Consider the following 17,399-nt stretch of genomic DNA (forward strand, 5'->3'; position numbering starts at 1 on the left):
AACTTTTTTGAAGTTTTTTAAATTTTCTTTTCAAAGATTTTTAAAATCCTTCTGCCGTAAATTGCGCTGAAACCCGCTTATTTACTTGTTTTCGAGCTGTTAAGTTGTGGCTGTCTCTCGCGACAACGGTATGTATTATACACGCATCTTTATTTCGTGTCAACACCTTTTTGCGATTTTTTTAAATTATTTTTCAGTTTCTTTTTGAGGTCCTATTTTTTCGTAAATCAACCGGATTCTGGAGCACTCTCCAGGATCCGGTTTTGGCCTCTATCTATTAATAATAGCATCGTGATCCTTAATTATTATTGTACAAGAAGATCGTGTACACCGTCCGTTTTGCCCTTGACGTAGGTAACGCTTGCTGGCCGCCCGTCGTCGTGAAATTGCCGACCTGGTCGAGCACTTTGTCCACGTGTTGCAGATTTTAGAAAAATCGATGACGATCTTCGAATCCATCGCATTCTGTTTCAGGCAGCAGATCATATCCACCTCTCTAAAAAACAAAATCTCAATTCACCTCATTTTTTAACAATCTCCTTTGAAAATCTAACATCAACACAACTCCCCTACACAGAACCTGCTTCACACACCTGCGTAGGGGATTTTTCTGTGTGATTCTCTTCACAAAGAATTTTCTGCATCTTGCAAAAACGTCACTTTTCCATCCTCGAGGTGGAATACGGCCCCGGCCACAACGACTTCATCAAAGCAGGCCGCGCCCATTGCGTCGAGCGCCTGTCGGACTTCCGCCGCTGCGTGTTCTACATTGAGACAGCACGCCTTGTACGGATCGGTTTCTCCGCCGGCGGCCTTCGCGATTTTCGCGACAATGTGCTCAATGTGCTCGCCGGTCTCATCAGCCAACGCCGCACCGACCGCGCCGCAGCCGGTGTGGCCAAGGATCAGCACCAGCCGCACGCCGAGATGATCGACCGCGTACTCAATGCTGCCCATGGTTTCGCGGCCGACGGTGTTGCCCGCTGTTCGGATGACGAACAACTCGCCCGTCCCCGCGCCAAAAACCGCTTCGGGCACAACTCGGGAATCCGAACAAGTCAGCACCACCGCGTAAGGTGTCTGCCCGCCTGTGAGCCTCATAACGCTTGCTGGCGACAAATCGCCTTCAGCACCCGTTTCGCGCCAAGCCCGGTTGCCGGCCTTTAATTTATTTAGCGCTTCTGCGCCTGATATGATCGAGTCCATCATTTTCTCTCCTTTTGTTATTATCGTTTAGAAAGACAGGGGCCTATTCCAAGATAGATTTCATACTAGTGGCATTTGTGCTGCTAATTCTAAATGAAAACAATCAGTCACGTTTATTTTCATCCAAAAGCGTTTTTGTCTTCTGCGTCCGACACTTTTCACCTGTATCAAAAAAGACCAGAACAGCAATGCTCTGGTCTTTTTAGCTTTAAACTCAGTCTAAGGTCTTTAAGTATGCGTCGATGGACGCAGCGGCTTTCTTGCCAGCACCCATCGCAAGGATAACCGTCGCTGCGCCTGAGACCGCGTCCCCGCCGGCGAAAATGCCCTTACGGGAGGTCGCGCCTTCATCATCGGCGACGATACATTTGCGTTTGTTGACTTCCAAGCCCTTCGTCGTCGAAGAGATCAGCGGGTTCGGCGAGGTGCCGAGGGCCATGATGACGGTATCGACGTCGATATTGTATTCGCTGCCCGGGATTTCCACTGGACGACGGCGGCCGGATTCATCGGGTTCACCGAGTTCCATTTTGATGACGCGGATGCCCTTGACCCAATCGTTTTCGTCTACAAGGATTTCGACCGGATTGGTCAGCAGGTGGAACTGGATGCCTTCTTCTTTAGCGTGGTGCACTTCTTCAGCACGAGCCGGCAGTTCCGCTTCGCTTCTGCGGTAAACGATATGGGTGTCCGCACCGAGGCGCAGCGCCGTTCTCGCCGCGTCCATCGCGACGTTGCCGCCGCCAACCACGACGACCTTCTTGCCTCTGTGAATCGGGGTGTCGTAGCCCTTGAAGGCCTTCATCAGGTTGTTGCGGGTCAGGTATTCGTTGGCAGAGTAAACGCCGTTGGCCTGTTCGCCCGGAATGTTCATGAAGCGCGGCAGCCCGGCACCAGAGCCGATAAATACCGCGTCGTAGCCTTCTTCGTCGAGCAGTTCGTCGATGGTTACGGATTTGCCGATGACGACGTCCGTTTCGATCTTGACGCCGAGGCGCTTGACGTTTTCAACTTCCTTCGCGACAACCTTTTCCTTCGGCAGACGGAATTCCGGAATCCCGTAAACCAGAACGCCGCCCGCTTCGTGGAGCGCTTCGAAAATCGTCACGTCGTGGCCCTTCTTGGCCAGTTCAGAGGCGCAGGTCAGCCCGGCAGGGCCGGCGCCGATCACAGCGACCTTCTTGCCGGTCGAGAAGTTCGGTTTTTCCGGCACGATATTGTGTTCCCGTGCCCAGTCCGCGACAAAGCGTTCCAGCTTGCCAATGGCGATGGCTTCGCCTTTGATGCCCATGACACACGGGCCTTCGCACTGGGTTTCCTGTGGGCAGACGCGGCCGCAGACCGCCGGCAGCAGCGAGGATTCCTGAATCGTCTTGAACGCGTCTTCAAATTGGCGTTCGCTGACGAAGTGGATAAACTTCGGGATGTTAATCGAGACCGGGCAGCCCCCAACGCATCTCGGTTTTTTACAATTCAGGCAGCGTTTCGCTTCCGCCACCGCTTCTTCTTCATTGTAGCCGTATGAAACTTCTTCAAAATTGGTAGCTCTGACCTTCGGATCCTGTTCGCGGATCGGAACCCGCTTCATTGCTTTCGCCATTATTCGTCACCTCCGCATACGCCGCAGCCCCCGTGATGGGTGTCGCCTTCTTCGAACGCCAATAACGCTCTGCCTTCTTCTGTCTTGTACTGGGCCTGACGCTTCATCGCCAGATCGAAATCAACCTTGTGGCCGTCAAATTCCGGTCCGTCGACGCAGGCGAATTTGACTTCGTCGCCGACCACCAGACGGCAGGCGCCGCACATCCCAGTCCCGTCGACCATAATCGGGTTCATGCTGACGATTGTTGGAATGCCGAGCTTCTTCGTCGTCAGGCAGCAGAATTTCATCATGATCATCGGCCCGATGGAGACGCAGACATCCCAGGTCTTGCCTTCGGCCGCGAGGTCTTCGATCACCTTGGTGACCATGCCGCTTCTGCCGTAGCTGCCGTCATCGGTCGTGATGTAAAGATTGCCGGCGACAGCTTTCATTTCATCTTCGAGAATGACCAAATCCTTGGTCTTCGCGCCAATGATGACGTCGACGTCGATGCCGTGTTCGTGCATCCATTTCACCTGCGGATAAACCGGCGCGGTGCCGAGGCCCCCGCCGACGAAAAGAATCTTCTTCTGTTTTAATTCTTCAATGGGCGTTTCCACCAGTTCAGACGGGTTGCCCAGCGGGCCGACGACGTCCATGAACGCGTCCCCTGTCTGCAATTCGGCCATCCGGCGGGTGCCGGCGCCGACTGTCTGGGTGACGATGGTGACGGTGCCGGCTTCCCGGTCGTAGTCACAAATGGTCATTGGCAGACGTTCTCCCCTTTCATCTTCGCGGACAATCAGAAACTGCCCGGGCAGACAATGTTTGGCCACCCATGGCGCTTCCACATCCATGCGGACAATGTTGTCGGCCAAATGCTTAGCCTCTACGATACGATACATATTTCCTCCTCTTTTCACAATGTGAATCTATTATTAAACGCAGACGGTCTGACCGTCTGGCCGTTTAACCGATACCATTTAGGCGTTTTGACGGCCCCGCTGGAGACCGGTGACCCCGCTTCGGACAAATTCGATGATGCCGTAAGGTTCGATCATGTTCATAAACGCCTTGATTTTCGACGGCGTGCCGGTAATCTGCAGGATCAGGCTTTCCTTGCTCACATCGATCACGTGGGCGCGGAACAAATTGGAAATTTCCACAATATTGGAACGGGTCCGGCCGTCGGCCTTCACCTTGATGAACACCAGTTCTCTAGCGATGGAGCCTTCTTTCTTCAGCTCGGTGACCTTGATGACGTTGATCAGCTTGTTCAGCTGTTTCTTGATCTGTTCAAGGGTCTGTTCGTCGGCGGTCACCACCATCGTGATGCGTGAAATTTCTTCATCTTCTGTCATCCCAACGGTCAGGCTGTCGATGTTGTAGCCGCGGCGGGCGAACAGCGCGGAAATGCGCGTCAACACCCCGAATTTATTTTCAACGATCAGCGATAAACAATGTTTTTCTTCCATAGGGTGGACCTCCTTTAAAACTGAATGAAGTCCGGATCAACCGTGCACTCGACGAGGGTCGGGCCTGGCTGCTTGAGCGCTTCCGTCATGGCCTGCTTCGCCTCTTCGTCATTGGTGGCGCGGTAGGCCTTAAAGCCGTAAACCTCGGCCAGCTCCACAAAGGGCACGTTGAAATTGATATCCGTTCCCGAATAATGGTGCTTCGCGCCGTAATTGTCGTGCTGCTGCTGGCGCACCATCCCGAGCTTGCCGTTGTTCATCACCACCAGCTTCAGGGGCAGCTGATGCTCCGCGATGACGCCGAGCTCGCCCATCGCCATCTGAAAGCTGCCGTCGCCGCAGACGCCGATGACGGTTTTCGGATTTTCTCTAGAGCCGAAGCACACGCCGGACGCCGCTGGAATCGCGTAGCCCATTGTGCCGAGCCCGCCGGAGGTCAAATATTTGCGGTCGCCGCGAATCTGGAAGTGGAGTGCCGCCCAAACCTGATTGAGCCCGACATCGGCGACGAGGGTCGTGTCCTCCGGTGCCGTGTCACTGAGCCATCTGAAAAAGTTCCGCGGGTTGACGCCGCCGAGATTGGGATCTAAATCTTCGTCCCGATGCTTGTCGTGTTCGGCTTCGATGTCGTGAACCACCGCCATCCATTCGGGATCAACCGCCTGAATGTCGTGTTCGAGAATTTCCGTCAGCACGGTTTTCGCGTCACCAACCACTGGAATATTCGTGTCGTTGACGTTCTTGCCGATTTCCGCCGGGTCAATATCGATGTGGATCATTTCCTTCTGATTGAGCACCTCGGTCGACGTGCCGCGGTTGCTCATCCGAGCGCCAACGCAGAGAGCCATGTCGGCCATCTTCACGATCTGGTCCGTTTCCGGATAGCCGTGGCTGCCCCAGATCCCCGCGTACAGCGGATGATCCTGAGGGAACGCGCCGATGCCCATGAAGCTCGTCACCACCGGCGCCTGCATCGCTTCAGCCAGACGCACCAATTCGTCTCGGGCGCCGCTTAAGGTCACACCGCCGCCCGCGTAAATCATTGGGCGCTTGCTCTGCTTGATCTTTCTGAGCACCCGTTTAATCTGTCCGGTATGCCCTTCGTACGTCGGCTTGTACCCCGGAATGTTGAGGGTGTCAATGTGCGGCAGGTGGCGCAGATTTTCCGTCTGAACATCTCTCGGGATGTCGATGAGCACCGGGCCCGGACGGCCGGTCGAGGCGATGTAAAACGCTTCCTTCACCACCCGCGGAATATCCTTCGGATTTTTAACCAGGTACGAGTGCTTGACAAAGGGCAGAGTCGCGCCGAAAATATCCGCTTCCTGGAACGCGTCCGTCCCGATCAGATCGCGATTGACCTGTCCGGTGATCGCGACAATCGGAATTGAATCCAAATACGCCGTCGCGATGCCGGTGATCAAATTCGTCGCCCCCGGTCCGGACGTCGCCAGACACACGCCGACCTTTCCCGTTTCTCTGGCGTAACCGCTGGCGTAATGTGGCGCCGCCTGTTCGTTGCGAACCAGTATATGTTCAATTTTTGAATCGATCAACGCGTCGTAGATCGGCAGCAGTGCCCCTCCCGGGTAGCCGAAAATCATCTCGACGCCTTCTTCTTCCAGACATTTAAATAATAATTTTGAAGCTAACATCCTACTTCCTTCTTCCCTTTGACGAACGATAAATTAAAAGCCGTCCCAACAACGGTGTCTTCACGTAAATCGCTTCGTGGGGACACATCTCCTGACAGCAGTAGCAGCGGATGCATTGTTTGTATTGATACCGGGGAACGTGCCCCTTCCCCTTCTTGTCGAGGGACAGCGCCTTTGGATCCTGAGGGCAGCTGTCGACGCACACGCCGCAGCCGACGCATTTGTCCCCGTCGATGACCGGCTTGCGGGTGATGACGTTGCGCACTCGGCTGAGCGCGCTCAGGCCGATCATGTTTTCGTCCGCCACCGGCAGCCGCTCGACGTTGAAACCGGGATTGACCATCCCGTGCCAATCGTCCCCGACGTAGTCGATCTCGTCCTCGCGCCAATGGCCAAGGCCCATCCGTTCGCCTTCCGTAATCGTCGGCAGATAAGACGGATCGAGCGCCACAAGCCGCGCGAAGGTCGCGTCCACCGCCACCGGGTCCGACGACAGAATCAGCACGTGCATCGCCACCGGATCGCCGTTGCCCGGGCCGTTGCCTTCCATCGCCGTGATGCCGTCCATCACGTAGAGCCTCGGCGCCACCATCTTGTTCAAATCGATGAGCATCCTCGAAAAGGCGTGGGCTTCGGGGAACCGCGCGTGACTCGCGCTCTTGTTGAGGCCGTAGACGCAGCCGAAGGTGTTTTTCACCGCGCCGGTGAGCCGGGTCAGACGGTGAGTCTTCATCTTGCAGATGCTGATGACGGCGTCGGCTTCCTGGACGCCTGCCGCAATTTCAAACTGCTTGGTTTGTTCCCCCGCCGGGAAATCGACGGTGCTGCCGGCATTGAATTCCGCTAGCGGAATGTGATGAGCCGCGGCGACAGCGGCGATGCCCGACCGGTCGGCGACATTTTCCGGATTGCCGCGCCCCGGTGAATCGCCGTAGGTCAGCCTGCCGCATCCCGCCTGTTCCAACGCGTCGATTACGCCCGCGAAAACCGCCGGATGGGTCGTGCACGCCGCCTCTGGTCCTTTTCCGCGAAGCAGATTGGGTTTGAGCAGAATTTTTTCTTCCGGCGAGACGAAGGCTGTGATGCCGCCGAGAAGATCCAGTCCTCTCGCGATCCCCTGCCGAACCTGTTCAGGGTCGTAGGACTCACAGCGGATCACAGCGACCTTGGATGGTTTTTCCTGCATGTCGTTTCCTCTGCTTTCCGTCACAGCAAATGAATGCCGTCTTTGCCGATGCGCAGCTTGCCACGTTTCTGCAAATGGCCGATGGCCCGTTTAAAGGCGCCCTTGCTCAGTCCGAATTCCCTGCCAATGACAGCCGGCGGCGTTTTGTCGCCGTAAGGCAGGAATCCGCCTGCAGCCTTGAGCTTGCGCATGACGACCGCGCCGTCGGTGTTGATCATTTTGTACCCCTGCTTGTGGGGGCTTAAAATGAGCCGATGATCGCGGTTCCGCACCTGGGACACCCGCGCCCGGACGTGGGTCGCGATGTGAATATCCCGGTTCATATCCTGTCTCGGGATCAAGCCGTGGTATTGATAGTCCACAGCGACGAATGCGCCGACGTTCGGGTTGATGTTGTAGACGTAGCCATGAACCCAATCGCCGACCTTGTACGGCGCGTCGGCCTTCAGCCGTTCGTACACCTTCATCGTCGCGCAGGGCCGGCCGGTCTTGTCGAGGTAAAGGGCGACCAAGTATTCCTTGCCGATCTGCACCCGAACCGTCTGTTCGTGGAAGGGCAGGAGCAGATCCTTTTCCAGTCCCCAATCGAGAAAGGCGCCGATTTTCGTCACCGAAACCACTGTGAGCGGACGCATTTGGCCCATTTCGATTTTGGGCTGCCGGGTCGTCGCAATCGGGCGGTCTTCCGAATCGAGATAGACAAAGACCGAAAGGGCTTCACCTGCGGAGAGGCCGCTGCCGCCTTCTTTTTTCGGCAGGAGCACCGTCCCCGCCTCCGGACGTTCCGGATCGACAAGAAAGGCGCCGATTTTCGACAGATGATCCACCTGAAGGGTCTGGGTCTGCCCAATTTTAAAGGGTGAGTTAGAGTGATTCGCTTCCATGCTTTATTTTAATCCCCGTTGATTCTGATACTTTACTGGAGATCACGGATTTCTTTCCGATTTTCGCCAATTGTACTGCTGAGCTGGCCCAGCTGTTCCTGAAGCTTAGACAAAATATTGTCTGCGTAGTGCTGGGTGCCGGTGCGGATTTCCTTCGCCTGCTCCTGCGCCGCCTTGATGATCGCTTCAGCCTGAACCTGTGCCTGATGAGTCACTTCGTTCTGGTCGATCATCGCCTTCATCTGCTTGGACGCGTCTTCTCGGGTCCGGTCCGCCTGCTTCTGAGCCTCAAACAAAATCTGTTTCTTGTTCGCGACAATCCGCTTGGATTCTTCCAGCTCGGCCGGCAGGGTTTCCTTAAGCTCCTCGATAATTTCGATCGCTTCCTCCGGGTTGATCATGGCCTTCGACGAAAAGGGCACAGCATTGCCCCGGTCGATCAGCTCTTCCAGCTCCTTGATTAACGCCATTGTTTTATCCATTGTGATTCTGCCCCTCCTGACGTTGGCGGACGGCCTCGAGCACCGGCTCCGGCACCAGACCGTCGAGGTTGCCCCCGAAGGTCATGAGCTCCCGAATCGCCGACGAACTGAGCACGGAATACCGATTGTCTGAAATCAGGTACACCGTTTCGAGCTCCGGCGCCAGCCGTTTATTGAAATAGTCCATCTGGCCTTCGTATTCAAAATCTGTCGCGTTGCGCAGGCCTTTGATCACCATCGTCGCGCCGATCTGCTTCGCGTAATCCGTTAACAGCCCGGCGTAGGTGTCGATGACTACGTGATCAAAAGCTGCAGTGCTTTCGCGAAGAAGGTTCAGCCGTTCTTCTATAGAAAACCAGCAGTGCTTTTTCGGGTTCTTTAAAATGCAGACGTGCAGCTCGTCCGCTACGGCTGACGCCCGCCGGATGATGTCGATATGGCCCATCGTCACCGGATCGAAACTGCCCGGGTAGACCGCAATTCTCATCGCGCTACACCTCCTTCTCGTTTTTAGACGGCGTCCAGCGGTAAAAATCGACCGCGGTGATGCCGTAGGTTTTGTGTTTGATTTGGGTAAAATACCCCATAGTTAAAGGCATTATAACAGATTTTTCGTGTTCAATCATCAAGATTCCGCCGGAATTCATGATTTTTTTATCTGAAATCTGGTGCGCCAATTCGACCGGCGCTTCCGTCATGCGGTAGGGCGGGTCCATGAAGACCAGGTCCGCCCGCACACCGGCTGCTGCCAGCCGATCGAGCCCGCGGTCGGCCGGCCCCTCGACAATGTGAGCGCGGTCGGTGTAATGGGCTTTCGCGACGTTTTTTCGGATGAGCTGAATGCTCGTCCGGGCGTTGTCGAAAATCCACGCCCTTTTGACGCCGCGGCTCAGCGCCTCGAGGGCCATGGCACCGGTGCCGCCGAAGCAGTCGACAAAAACCGCCGCATCTCGGACGTCCCACTGAATCGCGTTGAAGATCGCGGCCTTCACCTTGTCTGTCGTCGGCCGGACATCCTGGCCTTTTGGCTCAATCAATTTCATGCCGCGGCGTTCGCCGCCTGTAATTCTCATGCTGCCTCCTAATTCATCGAAATCTTGCCAACGCCCTGATCAAAGGCGTTGGACAGCGCTGACACACAGCGCATATCCTCTGCCTTCGGCGATTGAATCAGCGCCAGGGCCACGTCCTTGGTCTCGGCGATGAGTCCGCTGTCCGCCGCCGGATCCAGCGCCGAAAGACTGGGTAGGCCGTGCTGCCGGGTGCCGAGCACATCCCCGGGGCCCCGCAGCCTGAAATCGGCCTCAGCAATTTCCCGGCCGTCGTGATGGTTGACGATGACCTTCATCCGCTCGACGGTTTTCTCACTTAAATTGTTGGACACCAAAAAGCAGTAGGCCTGCTGGCCGCCGCGGCCGACCCGGCCCCGAAGCTGGTGCAGCTGGGACAAGCCAAAGCGTTCCGCGCTCATCACAGCCATCACAGACAGATTCGGCACGTCGATGCCCACCTCGACAATGCTCGTCGCCACAAGCAAATCGATTGCGCCGGCATTAAACCGGTCGATAACGGCCTGCTTGTCCGCCGCGGCCATTTTCCCGTGCAGGCAGCCGACGCGGTACAATCCCTTGTAATACTGCTGCACCGATTGGTAAACGCTCTGGGTGTCCCGGACGCCTTCCATCTCGGCGGAATCGTCGATGAACGGACAGACGATCAGGCCCTGCTGCCCCTCGGCCATCAGCTTGGCCATGAAGCTTAAAATTTTCGGCATTGCCTTCTCGGTGTAGAAATAGGTCTTGACCGGCTTGCGCCCCTCGGGCATCGTGTCGATCACCGAAATGTCCAAATCGCCGTAAAGGACCAGCGCCAGCGTCCGCGGAATCGGCGTCGCGCTCATGACGAGCATGTGCGGCCGCTCGCCCTTTTCCGCAAAGACGCCCCGCTGATGCACGCCGAATCGGTGCTGTTCGTCCGTGATCACCATGCCGAGGTTGTAGTAATGTACGTCCTTTTGGAATAGAGCGTGGGTGCCGATAATGACCTGCGCTTCGCCATTTTCAATATGCGCCAGCGCGTTGGCCCGTTCCTTCTCCTTCATGCTGCCTGTAATCAGCGTCACGGCGATGCCGTAAGGCGACAAAAAGGCGTCGAAATTTTTCGCGTGCTGCTGTGCCAGAATTTCCGTCGGCGCCATGTACGCGCATTGGTAGCCGCCGAGGGCCATCCAATAGGCGCAGGCCACAGCGACAATGGTTTTGCCGCTGCCCACATCGCCCTGGACCAGCCGGTTCATCACCCTGCCGCTCGTCAAGTCTGCCTCGATTTCCGACAACACCTTTTTCTGGCCGGATGTCAGCGCGAAGGGCAGGCCGTTTTCAAACCGGGTGATCGACGCCAGGTGGTAAAGATGCACGTTCGACGGCTCTCCGGCGACGCGGTTTTTCGCGATTCCAATGTTGATTTTCAGCGCTTCCTCAAATTTCATCCGCCGCCTGCCCCGCTCGACATCCGCCGCCGTCTTCGGCAGGTGCAGATCGTACAGCATCGCGTCCGCGTTTTCCAAATCGTATTGTTTGCGCAGCCACTCCGGCAGGATTTCCGGCACAACAAGGGTGTCCGATTCCTTTTTCGGGTGCAGAATCCGACTGACGGTCTTGTGAACGCCCTCGCTGCCCAGTCCGCCGATTTTGCCGTAGACCGGTGTCAAATCGAAGAAATCCCCTGGCGCGTCCGCCGGTGTGAATTGAGGGTTCACGAGTACAGGCGTCCCCTTGCTCACACTGATCTTACCGAAGAAATAATACCACTGGTCTTCCTCAAGCCGGTCTCTGAGCCACGGCTGATTGAAGACGGTGACCCGTCCGCGATGGCCGGCGTCGTCCTCAATGGCGCAATGAAAAAGGGACAGGTTCCGCCTAATATGCCGGACTGTCCCTTTTTTTGTAATCACTGCTTCAACCGTCACCGGCTGATCCGTCTGTTCGGTCAGCGTCGACCGTTTGGAGCGATCGATGTAGGTTCTCGGAGTGTGGGCGAGGAAATCGCCAACGGTCTCAACACCGTCGGCACGAAGGGCCGCTTCCCGTTTCGGTCCGATTCCAGGAACCTTCCGAATGGCATCCTCTAATTTCATCTGCCCTGAACCCCTTATTCGACAGAAAGGATGTAGTAGTACAGCGGCTGCGCGCCTTCGCTCACCTCTACATCGCAGTCTTCGTATTTTTCTTCAATCGCGTCGACCAGCTGGGTCGTGTCTTCTTCCTTCAGGCCGTTGCCATAATAAATGGAAACCAATTCGCTTTCCGGTTCCATCAGGCTGTCGATCAACTTGGCCGTCACGTCGTTGACGTCCTTGCCGACGGTCTGAATCTTGCCGCCAGTGATCCCCATGATGTCGCCCTTGTTGATGACCTGGCCGTCAATCTTCGTATCCCGTACCGCGTAGGTGACTTCGCCAGTCTTAACTGTATCCAAAACGTCTGTCATCGCCTTTTCGTTCGCTTCGCAGTCCGCTTCGGAATTGAAGCTCAGCATCGCGGTGATGCACTGGGGAATGGTTTTGGACGGAATCACGTGGACGTCCTTCTTCGACATCGTCGCCGCCTGATTGGCCGCGAGGATGATGTTGCCGTTGTTCGGGAACAGGAAGATGTGGTCCGCGTTGATCTTGTCGATTTCAGCGGTGAAGTCTTCGGTACTCGGGTTCATCGTCTGCCCGCCGGAAATCACGCGGGTCACACCAAGCTCCTTAAAGATTTCGGAAAGGCCGTCCCCCGGAGAGACCGCCACAAACCCGTAAGGCACCGGATCGCCGGCCGGTTCTGCTTCCGCTTCGCTGTCATCGTCGGACACGCCGAGCATTTCGCGCATGTTGTCGACCTTCATGCGCGTCAAAGCGCCCATGGTCAGTGCCTTTTCAAAGGCCTTCCCTGGGTGGTCCGTGTGGACGTGCACCTTGATCAGATCGTCATCTTTAATGACGAGGACGCAGTCGCCAATTGTGGAGAGGTAATCCCGCAGGGCGTTTTCGTCGGCGTCCTGCGCGTGCTTGATGATGAATTCCGTGCAGTAGCCAAAGGTGATATCCTCCGGCTTCATGTTGGAGTCGTCGACAAAGCGTTCGCGGTCGGAAATCTTCGGCTTGGCCGCCTGTTCCAATTCTTCGCCGGCAAGGCCCTTTACTGCCCCTTCGACGATGTAGATCAGCCCTTGGCCGCCGGAGTCGACGACGCCGGCTTCCTTGAGCACCGGCAGCATGTCCGGCGTGCGGGACAGCGCGTCCTGCCCCTGCTTGAGCACATCAGTCAGGAAAGCGAGCATATCGGTGTATTCGGTGTAATGGGCTTGGGCAAATTCGGACATTTCCCGGGCAACCGTCAAGATCGTCCCTTCCGTCGGTTTCATGACCGCCTTGTAGGCCGTATCGGCCGCCGCCTTGATGCCGTCGGACGCCGCTTTGATGTCGAGCACCTGTTTGCCCTTGTTCGCCTTGGCCAGGCCGCGGAGCAGCTGAGACAAAATGACCCCCGAGTTGCCTCTGGCGCCGAAGAGCGCGCCGCTGGACGCGGTCTTCGAAACGGCGTAGAGCTCGTCGTTCTTTAGCTTGTCCAATTCCCGTATCGAATTGGCAAAGGTCATGCTCATGTTGGTGCCGGTGTCGCCGTCCGGAACCGGGAACACATTTAATTCATCGACATTGCTTTTATAGGTTTCAAGATTCTGGGCCCCGAACTCGAACATTTTCCGCAGCATCGTGCCGTCAATCTTTTGAATTTCCATTCGTCCCTCCAGAAATTTATGCTCTGACACTGACGACATTCACCGTCACGCGTTTGACCTTCATCGAGGTCTGACGTTCGACCTGATATTTGACCGCCGAGATAATATTTTCAGCGACTACTGAAATTTTGATCACCTGTTCCACGATCACGTAAAGGTCGATGATCAGCTTGCCGTCGTCGTCGATGACCACGCTGACGCCCTTGCTCGAGCGTTCCCGCGTCAGGAGTTCGATCAGCCCGTCTGTTCCGCGCTGATGCGCCATCCCGACCAATCCATAGCACTGCATCGCTGTATCGGCAGCGATGTCGGCAATGGCTTTTCTGGAAATTTCAATTCGACCCAAATCATTTTCCAATTTCAATTTCATTGTCGTCTCCTTTTATATTGAAACGTTTATTTATGCGCCTTTTGGACGCTATTATCCAATTATAATGGTATTGAATCGTTAGATAGATTTATTTTAACGCTTAAGGGGCATAAAGTCAAAATAAAGTGAAAAACTTATTGCAAACTTTTAAAACCCTGTGTTATAATACTTTACTGTTAACACAGACGATTCGAATAAGGAGGGTTGAGACCATGGCAAAAGAATGCTTTGTGTGCCACAAGGGTGTTGTTTCCGGCAACTCTGTCGCGCACTCCAATAAACACAATAAAAGAATGTGGAAGCCAAATCTGCAGAAGATCAAAATTGTGGTCGACGGCACACCGCGCCGTGAATATGTCTGCACACGCTGCCTGCGTTCTGGCAAAGTCGAACGGGCATAATCAAGACCCATTCCCATATTACAAAAATAAGAGCCGAAAGGCTCTTTTTTATTAGTTCTTTTCTTTTTAATCTTTTTATTCCGAAAGGACAACGTCGACGAGAAGCCATCCTGTCTCAAAGGCGATGGTCTGAGGCGCCGCCTTTGTCACGTTGCTCACCGTCCAGCCTGAAGTCCGTCGGGTCAGCATGGCATCCTCGAGGGGATAATCGAAACCGGCAATCGTGACCGGTCCGGCTGTGTCCGACAGCGGCAGCAGGCTGACCGTCCGGCCGGCCGGCAGACTGCAGGTGATTTTTTTCGGCCCTTTATATAAGGAAAGATCATTGTGCGGGTCGATCAGGTGAATCTCAACGTCCTGTTCCGCGGCGATGGTCATCGCGTCGATACTGCTGAGCATGTGGTCAAGACGGGTGCCGGTCGCGCCGTACAGATAAATGACGTCCGGATGGGCCTCGAGCGCCCGCGTCAGCGCCAGCTCCGTATCGGTCTGGTCCTTGCGCACCGGATGGGTTTCAGTCGGAATCCCCTTCGCCTTCAGCCGCTTCAGCACCGCCGGATCGATAGAATCGAAATCCCCGACCAAAAGATCGGGCGTCACATCGAGGCGGTCGAGGAGCTCGGAACCCTTGTCGACTCCGATGACGAGATCGGGCTGGATGTCCGCGAGCTGTGTTTTATAAAAAGCCGTATCTGACAAATCGCCGCCGGTAAAAACGGCGGCTTTTCTTTTCCTGTTATCCATATTTTTTCTGCTTTCTCAATGTCTCGAGCATTTGAATGTAGTGATCGTAGCGGTTTTGGGAAATGCGGCCCGCTTCGACGCCCTCGCGCACCGCGCATCCCGGCTCCTTCTGGTGGCAGCAGTCGTTGAATCGGCACTGCCCCTTGGGAAATTCGGGGAAACAGTCAGCAAGCTGCGCCGCCTTCACCTGTCTGGCGATGTTCAGTGCCGAAAACCCCGGCGTATCGAGGAGCCATCCGCCACTCGGCAGCGCGAGCAGCTCCACATGGCGCGTCGTGTGGCGGCCTCGGCCGAGCTTTTTGCTCAAGTTGCCGGTCGCCATCACCTCGTCGCCGAGCAGCGCGTTGGTCAGCGTCGATTTCCCGACGCCGGAGGGACCGGCGAGAAAGGCGGTTCGGCCGTCGATGCGCGCCGCGAGCTCAGCGGCCACCTCATCCCAACGGTCCGGCTGCGACAAAATCACCGAATAACCGGTTTTGCGGTAATCCGCTACCCATTCGATATCCTTGGGCCGCGCCAGATCCTGCTTCGTAAACACGAGCACCGGCGTGATGTCCTGGGCCTCACAGCTGACGAGCATTTCGTCGATCAAAAAGCCGTTTGGCGCCGGATCGCGGAACGCCGCGGCGACGATGCCCACGTCTACATTGGACACCGGCGGGCGCACGAGCTCGTTTTTCCGCGGCAGAATATCCGACAGCGTGTACTCACCGTCCTGGCTGTCGTCCTTTTCAATCTGCACGTAGTCGCCGACCATCGGCGTCAAATGGCGGTGTCTCAAAATTCCCGCAGGTTTTGCGGTGTACGCCGTTCCCGACGCATCAACAACGGTATAAAAACCGCCGATCCCCTTCACGATGCGTCCGGAGATCGGCGAAATTTGTGTGTGCTGCTGCATATTTATTGCCCCTGCTGAGACGAAGTATTGGAACTGGTGTTGCTGTTATCCTTATTCTCACTGTTATTATTCGTATCGGTATCGCCCTGATCGTCATCCGTATCCTGTTTTGCTGCTGGCCCGGAGCTGACGACGAAGCTGACCGATGAGCCCTTCGTCACGCTCGACCCTTCGGACGGCGACTGGGAGATGACGACGCCTTTCGCGTAACTGTCGGAGTTCTGCTGGGTCACCGTGCCGACGCTAAATCCGTTAGCCTGAAGACGGCTTTCTGCATCGCTCTGTGTCAAACCGACGATACCCGGCACGGACGACGTATTTTTCCCTTTTGAGACGTACAGCACGACCTTACCGTCTTTCGAAATGCTCGATCCGGTGTTCGGATTGACCGCGTACACGATACCGGAGTCGTAATTGTCGTTGTATTCCCGCTTGATTTCCGAAACCGTCAACCCGGCGTCTTCAATCTTAGTGACCGCCGCGTTTTCCGTCAAACCGACCACGCTCGGCACCGTCGTACTGCTCTTGCCCCGGCTGATCGTCACGCGGATGGCCCTGCCTTTCACGACTTGCGAATTGGCCTTCGGCGTCTGGGAGATGATTTTACCTTTCGCCACGCTGTCGCTGTACGCGTGCTTGCTGACTTCTACGGTGAGGCCAACCTGTTGACAGGCTGCCGTCGCCTGGCTTTCCGTCATGCCGCTCAAATCCGGAACGGTCACGCGCTGACGGGTCATGGCGTAGGCGATGATCCCGGCTGCCGCCGCAGCGATCAGTACGATGATCAGCGCAATTCGGCGTCTCTTCTTTTTCTTCCTCAAATCGTTGATGCCGGTAATGTCGTCAGTCGTCGCGGGATCTTCTTCTCTGAAAATATCCGCGGTCGACGCGGTTTCCCCGACCGGGCTGATCGACGCGTCCAGCATGATTTGATCCAAATCCTCGATGAGTTCGTCGCAGTTCTGGTAGCGGTCCTCCGGCTTCTTCTGACAAAGTCGCACCACCACGTCCGACACGCTCTGCGGAATGGTCGGATTGATCTGATTCGGCGGGGTGATGTCTTCCTGGATGTGCTTGATAGCGATGGACACGGAATTGTCGTCGTCAAAGGGCAGCTCGCCGGTCAGCAGCTCGTAATACATGATTCCGAGGGAATACAGGTCTGAGCGGGCGTCCACAAAGCCGCCACGCGCCTGTTCAGGCGAGATGTAGTGCACCGATCCCATTGTCTGATTCGTCATCGTGATGGTGGCGCTGCTGATCGCCCGGGCAATGCCGAAGTCCGTCACCTTCGGCGTCAGATCCGACGTCAGCATGATGTTCTGGGGCTTGATGTCCCGGTGAATGATGCCGTGGTCGTGAGCGCATTTGAGCGCTTCCGCGATATCGATGATGAAATTGGTCGCTTCTTCGTAATCCAGACTGCCCTTCTGGGTTAGGTACTGCTTCAGTGTGATGCCGTCGACGTATTCCATGACGATGAAATAGACGTCGTGATCGACACCAACGTCGTACACCGAGACGATGTTCGGGTCCGACAATCCCGCGGCTGCCTGGGATTCTCTGTCGAACTTCTTAATGAACTGTTCGTTTTCTGTGTACTCTTCCCGGAGGATTTTCACCGCCACGTAGCGGTTCAGCTTCAGGTCCTGGGCTTTGTAAACGTAAGCCATGCCGCCGCGGCCGATCAATTCGATGATCTTGTAGCGGTCGTTGAGTATTTTTCCGATCACG

Annotated in this window: 17 protein-coding genes; 1 reads left to right on the forward strand and 16 read right to left on the reverse strand. The window is 55.8% G+C overall.

What is annotated here, in order from left to right:
* Positions 1 to 624: 624 nt before the first annotated feature.
* From QZX60_RS04140 to QZX60_RS04200, 13 genes are all read right to left on the reverse strand, one after another.
* Entirely contained in the window at positions 625 to 1,206 is a 582-nt protein-coding gene (locus QZX60_RS04140; RefSeq protein WP_295361705.1) for a carbonic anhydrase, read from the reverse strand.
* A gap of 214 nt (positions 1,207 to 1,420) precedes the next feature.
* Positions 1,421 to 2,806, reverse strand: coding sequence for an NADPH-dependent glutamate synthase (gltA, locus tag QZX60_RS04145; protein WP_295361707.1), 1,386 nt, complete (start codon positions 2,804 to 2,806; stop codon positions 1,421 to 1,423).
* Positions 2,806 to 3,693 carry a sulfide/dihydroorotate dehydrogenase-like FAD/NAD-binding protein gene (locus tag QZX60_RS04150; RefSeq protein ID WP_295361709.1) on the reverse strand — a complete coding sequence of 296 codons (888 nt, stop codon included), beginning with the start codon at positions 3,691 to 3,693 and terminating at the stop codon, positions 2,806 to 2,808. Before QZX60_RS04150 ends, gltA begins: the two co-directional genes overlap by 1 nt.
* Before the next feature lie 78 nt (positions 3,694 to 3,771).
* A complete protein-coding gene (gene ilvN, locus QZX60_RS04155) occupies positions 3,772 to 4,263 on the reverse strand; it encodes an acetolactate synthase small subunit (RefSeq protein ID WP_295361711.1) in 492 nt (163 codons plus the stop codon).
* Positions 4,264 to 4,277: 14 nt separating this feature from the next.
* Positions 4,278 to 5,918 carry a biosynthetic-type acetolactate synthase large subunit gene (gene ilvB, locus QZX60_RS04160; protein WP_295361713.1) on the reverse strand — a complete coding sequence of 547 codons (1,641 nt, stop codon included), beginning with the start codon at positions 5,916 to 5,918 and terminating at the stop codon, positions 4,278 to 4,280.
* A 1-nt stretch (position 5,919) separates the two neighbouring features.
* Complete coding sequence (locus QZX60_RS04165) at positions 5,920 to 7,104, reverse strand: DUF362 domain-containing protein (RefSeq protein ID WP_295361714.1); 1,185 nt, start codon at positions 7,102 to 7,104, stop codon at positions 5,920 to 5,922.
* Between the two features lie 20 nt (positions 7,105 to 7,124).
* A complete protein-coding gene (locus QZX60_RS04170) occupies positions 7,125 to 7,988 on the reverse strand; it encodes a S1 RNA-binding domain-containing protein (RefSeq protein WP_295361716.1) in 864 nt (287 codons plus the stop codon).
* Between the two features lie 32 nt (positions 7,989 to 8,020).
* Positions 8,021 to 8,470 carry a hypothetical protein gene (locus QZX60_RS04175; RefSeq protein ID WP_295361718.1) on the reverse strand — a complete coding sequence of 150 codons (450 nt, stop codon included), beginning with the start codon at positions 8,468 to 8,470 and terminating at the stop codon, positions 8,021 to 8,023.
* On the reverse strand, positions 8,463 to 8,957 hold the full coding sequence (gene coaD, locus QZX60_RS04180; protein ID WP_295361719.1) for a pantetheine-phosphate adenylyltransferase: 495 nt from the start codon (positions 8,955 to 8,957) through the stop codon (positions 8,463 to 8,465). The genes QZX60_RS04175 and coaD overlap by 8 nt, the downstream gene beginning before the upstream one ends.
* A gap of 4 nt (positions 8,958 to 8,961) precedes the next feature.
* Entirely contained in the window at positions 8,962 to 9,543 is a 582-nt protein-coding gene (gene rsmD / locus QZX60_RS04185; protein WP_295361720.1) for a 16S rRNA (guanine(966)-N(2))-methyltransferase RsmD, read from the reverse strand.
* Positions 9,544 to 9,551: 8 nt separating this feature from the next.
* Positions 9,552 to 11,606, reverse strand: coding sequence for an ATP-dependent DNA helicase RecG (gene recG, locus QZX60_RS04190; RefSeq protein WP_295361722.1), 2,055 nt, complete (start codon positions 11,604 to 11,606; stop codon positions 9,552 to 9,554).
* Positions 11,607 to 11,620: 14 nt separating this feature from the next.
* A complete protein-coding gene (locus tag QZX60_RS04195; RefSeq protein WP_295361723.1) occupies positions 11,621 to 13,252 on the reverse strand; it encodes a DAK2 domain-containing protein in 1,632 nt (543 codons plus the stop codon).
* Positions 13,253 to 13,268: 16 nt separating this feature from the next.
* A complete protein-coding gene (locus QZX60_RS04200; protein ID WP_154576451.1) occupies positions 13,269 to 13,622 on the reverse strand; it encodes an Asp23/Gls24 family envelope stress response protein in 354 nt (117 codons plus the stop codon).
* Between the two features lie 212 nt (positions 13,623 to 13,834).
* Here QZX60_RS04200 and rpmB point away from each other — a divergent pair, with 212 nt between their 5' ends.
* Positions 13,835 to 14,023 (forward strand): 50S ribosomal protein L28, encoded by a 189-nt coding sequence (gene rpmB, locus QZX60_RS04205; protein ID WP_154576450.1) that lies wholly within the window; start codon positions 13,835 to 13,837, stop codon positions 14,021 to 14,023.
* Between the two features lie 75 nt (positions 14,024 to 14,098).
* Here rpmB and QZX60_RS04210 read toward each other — a convergent pair whose 3' ends face one another.
* The 3 genes from QZX60_RS04210 to pknB are packed head-to-tail and all read right to left on the reverse strand — an operon-like array spanning position 14,099 to position 17,398.
* Positions 14,099 to 14,767, reverse strand: coding sequence for a thiamine diphosphokinase (locus QZX60_RS04210; protein ID WP_295361726.1), 669 nt, complete (start codon positions 14,765 to 14,767; stop codon positions 14,099 to 14,101).
* Positions 14,760 to 15,665, reverse strand: a complete 906-nt coding sequence (gene rsgA, locus QZX60_RS04215; protein WP_295361728.1) for a ribosome small subunit-dependent GTPase A — start codon at positions 15,663 to 15,665, stop codon at positions 14,760 to 14,762. The genes QZX60_RS04210 and rsgA overlap by 8 nt, the downstream gene beginning before the upstream one ends.
* A gap of 2 nt (positions 15,666 to 15,667) precedes the next feature.
* On the reverse strand, positions 15,668 to 17,398 hold the full coding sequence (pknB, locus tag QZX60_RS04220; RefSeq protein ID WP_295361730.1) for a Stk1 family PASTA domain-containing Ser/Thr kinase: 1,731 nt from the start codon (positions 17,396 to 17,398) through the stop codon (positions 15,668 to 15,670).
* Position 17,399: the final 1 nt, after the last annotated feature.

Origin of the sequence: uncultured Pseudoramibacter sp. (assembly GCF_903789625.1) — a bacterium.
GTDB lineage: Bacteria > Bacillota > Clostridia > Eubacteriales > Eubacteriaceae > Pseudoramibacter > Pseudoramibacter fermentans.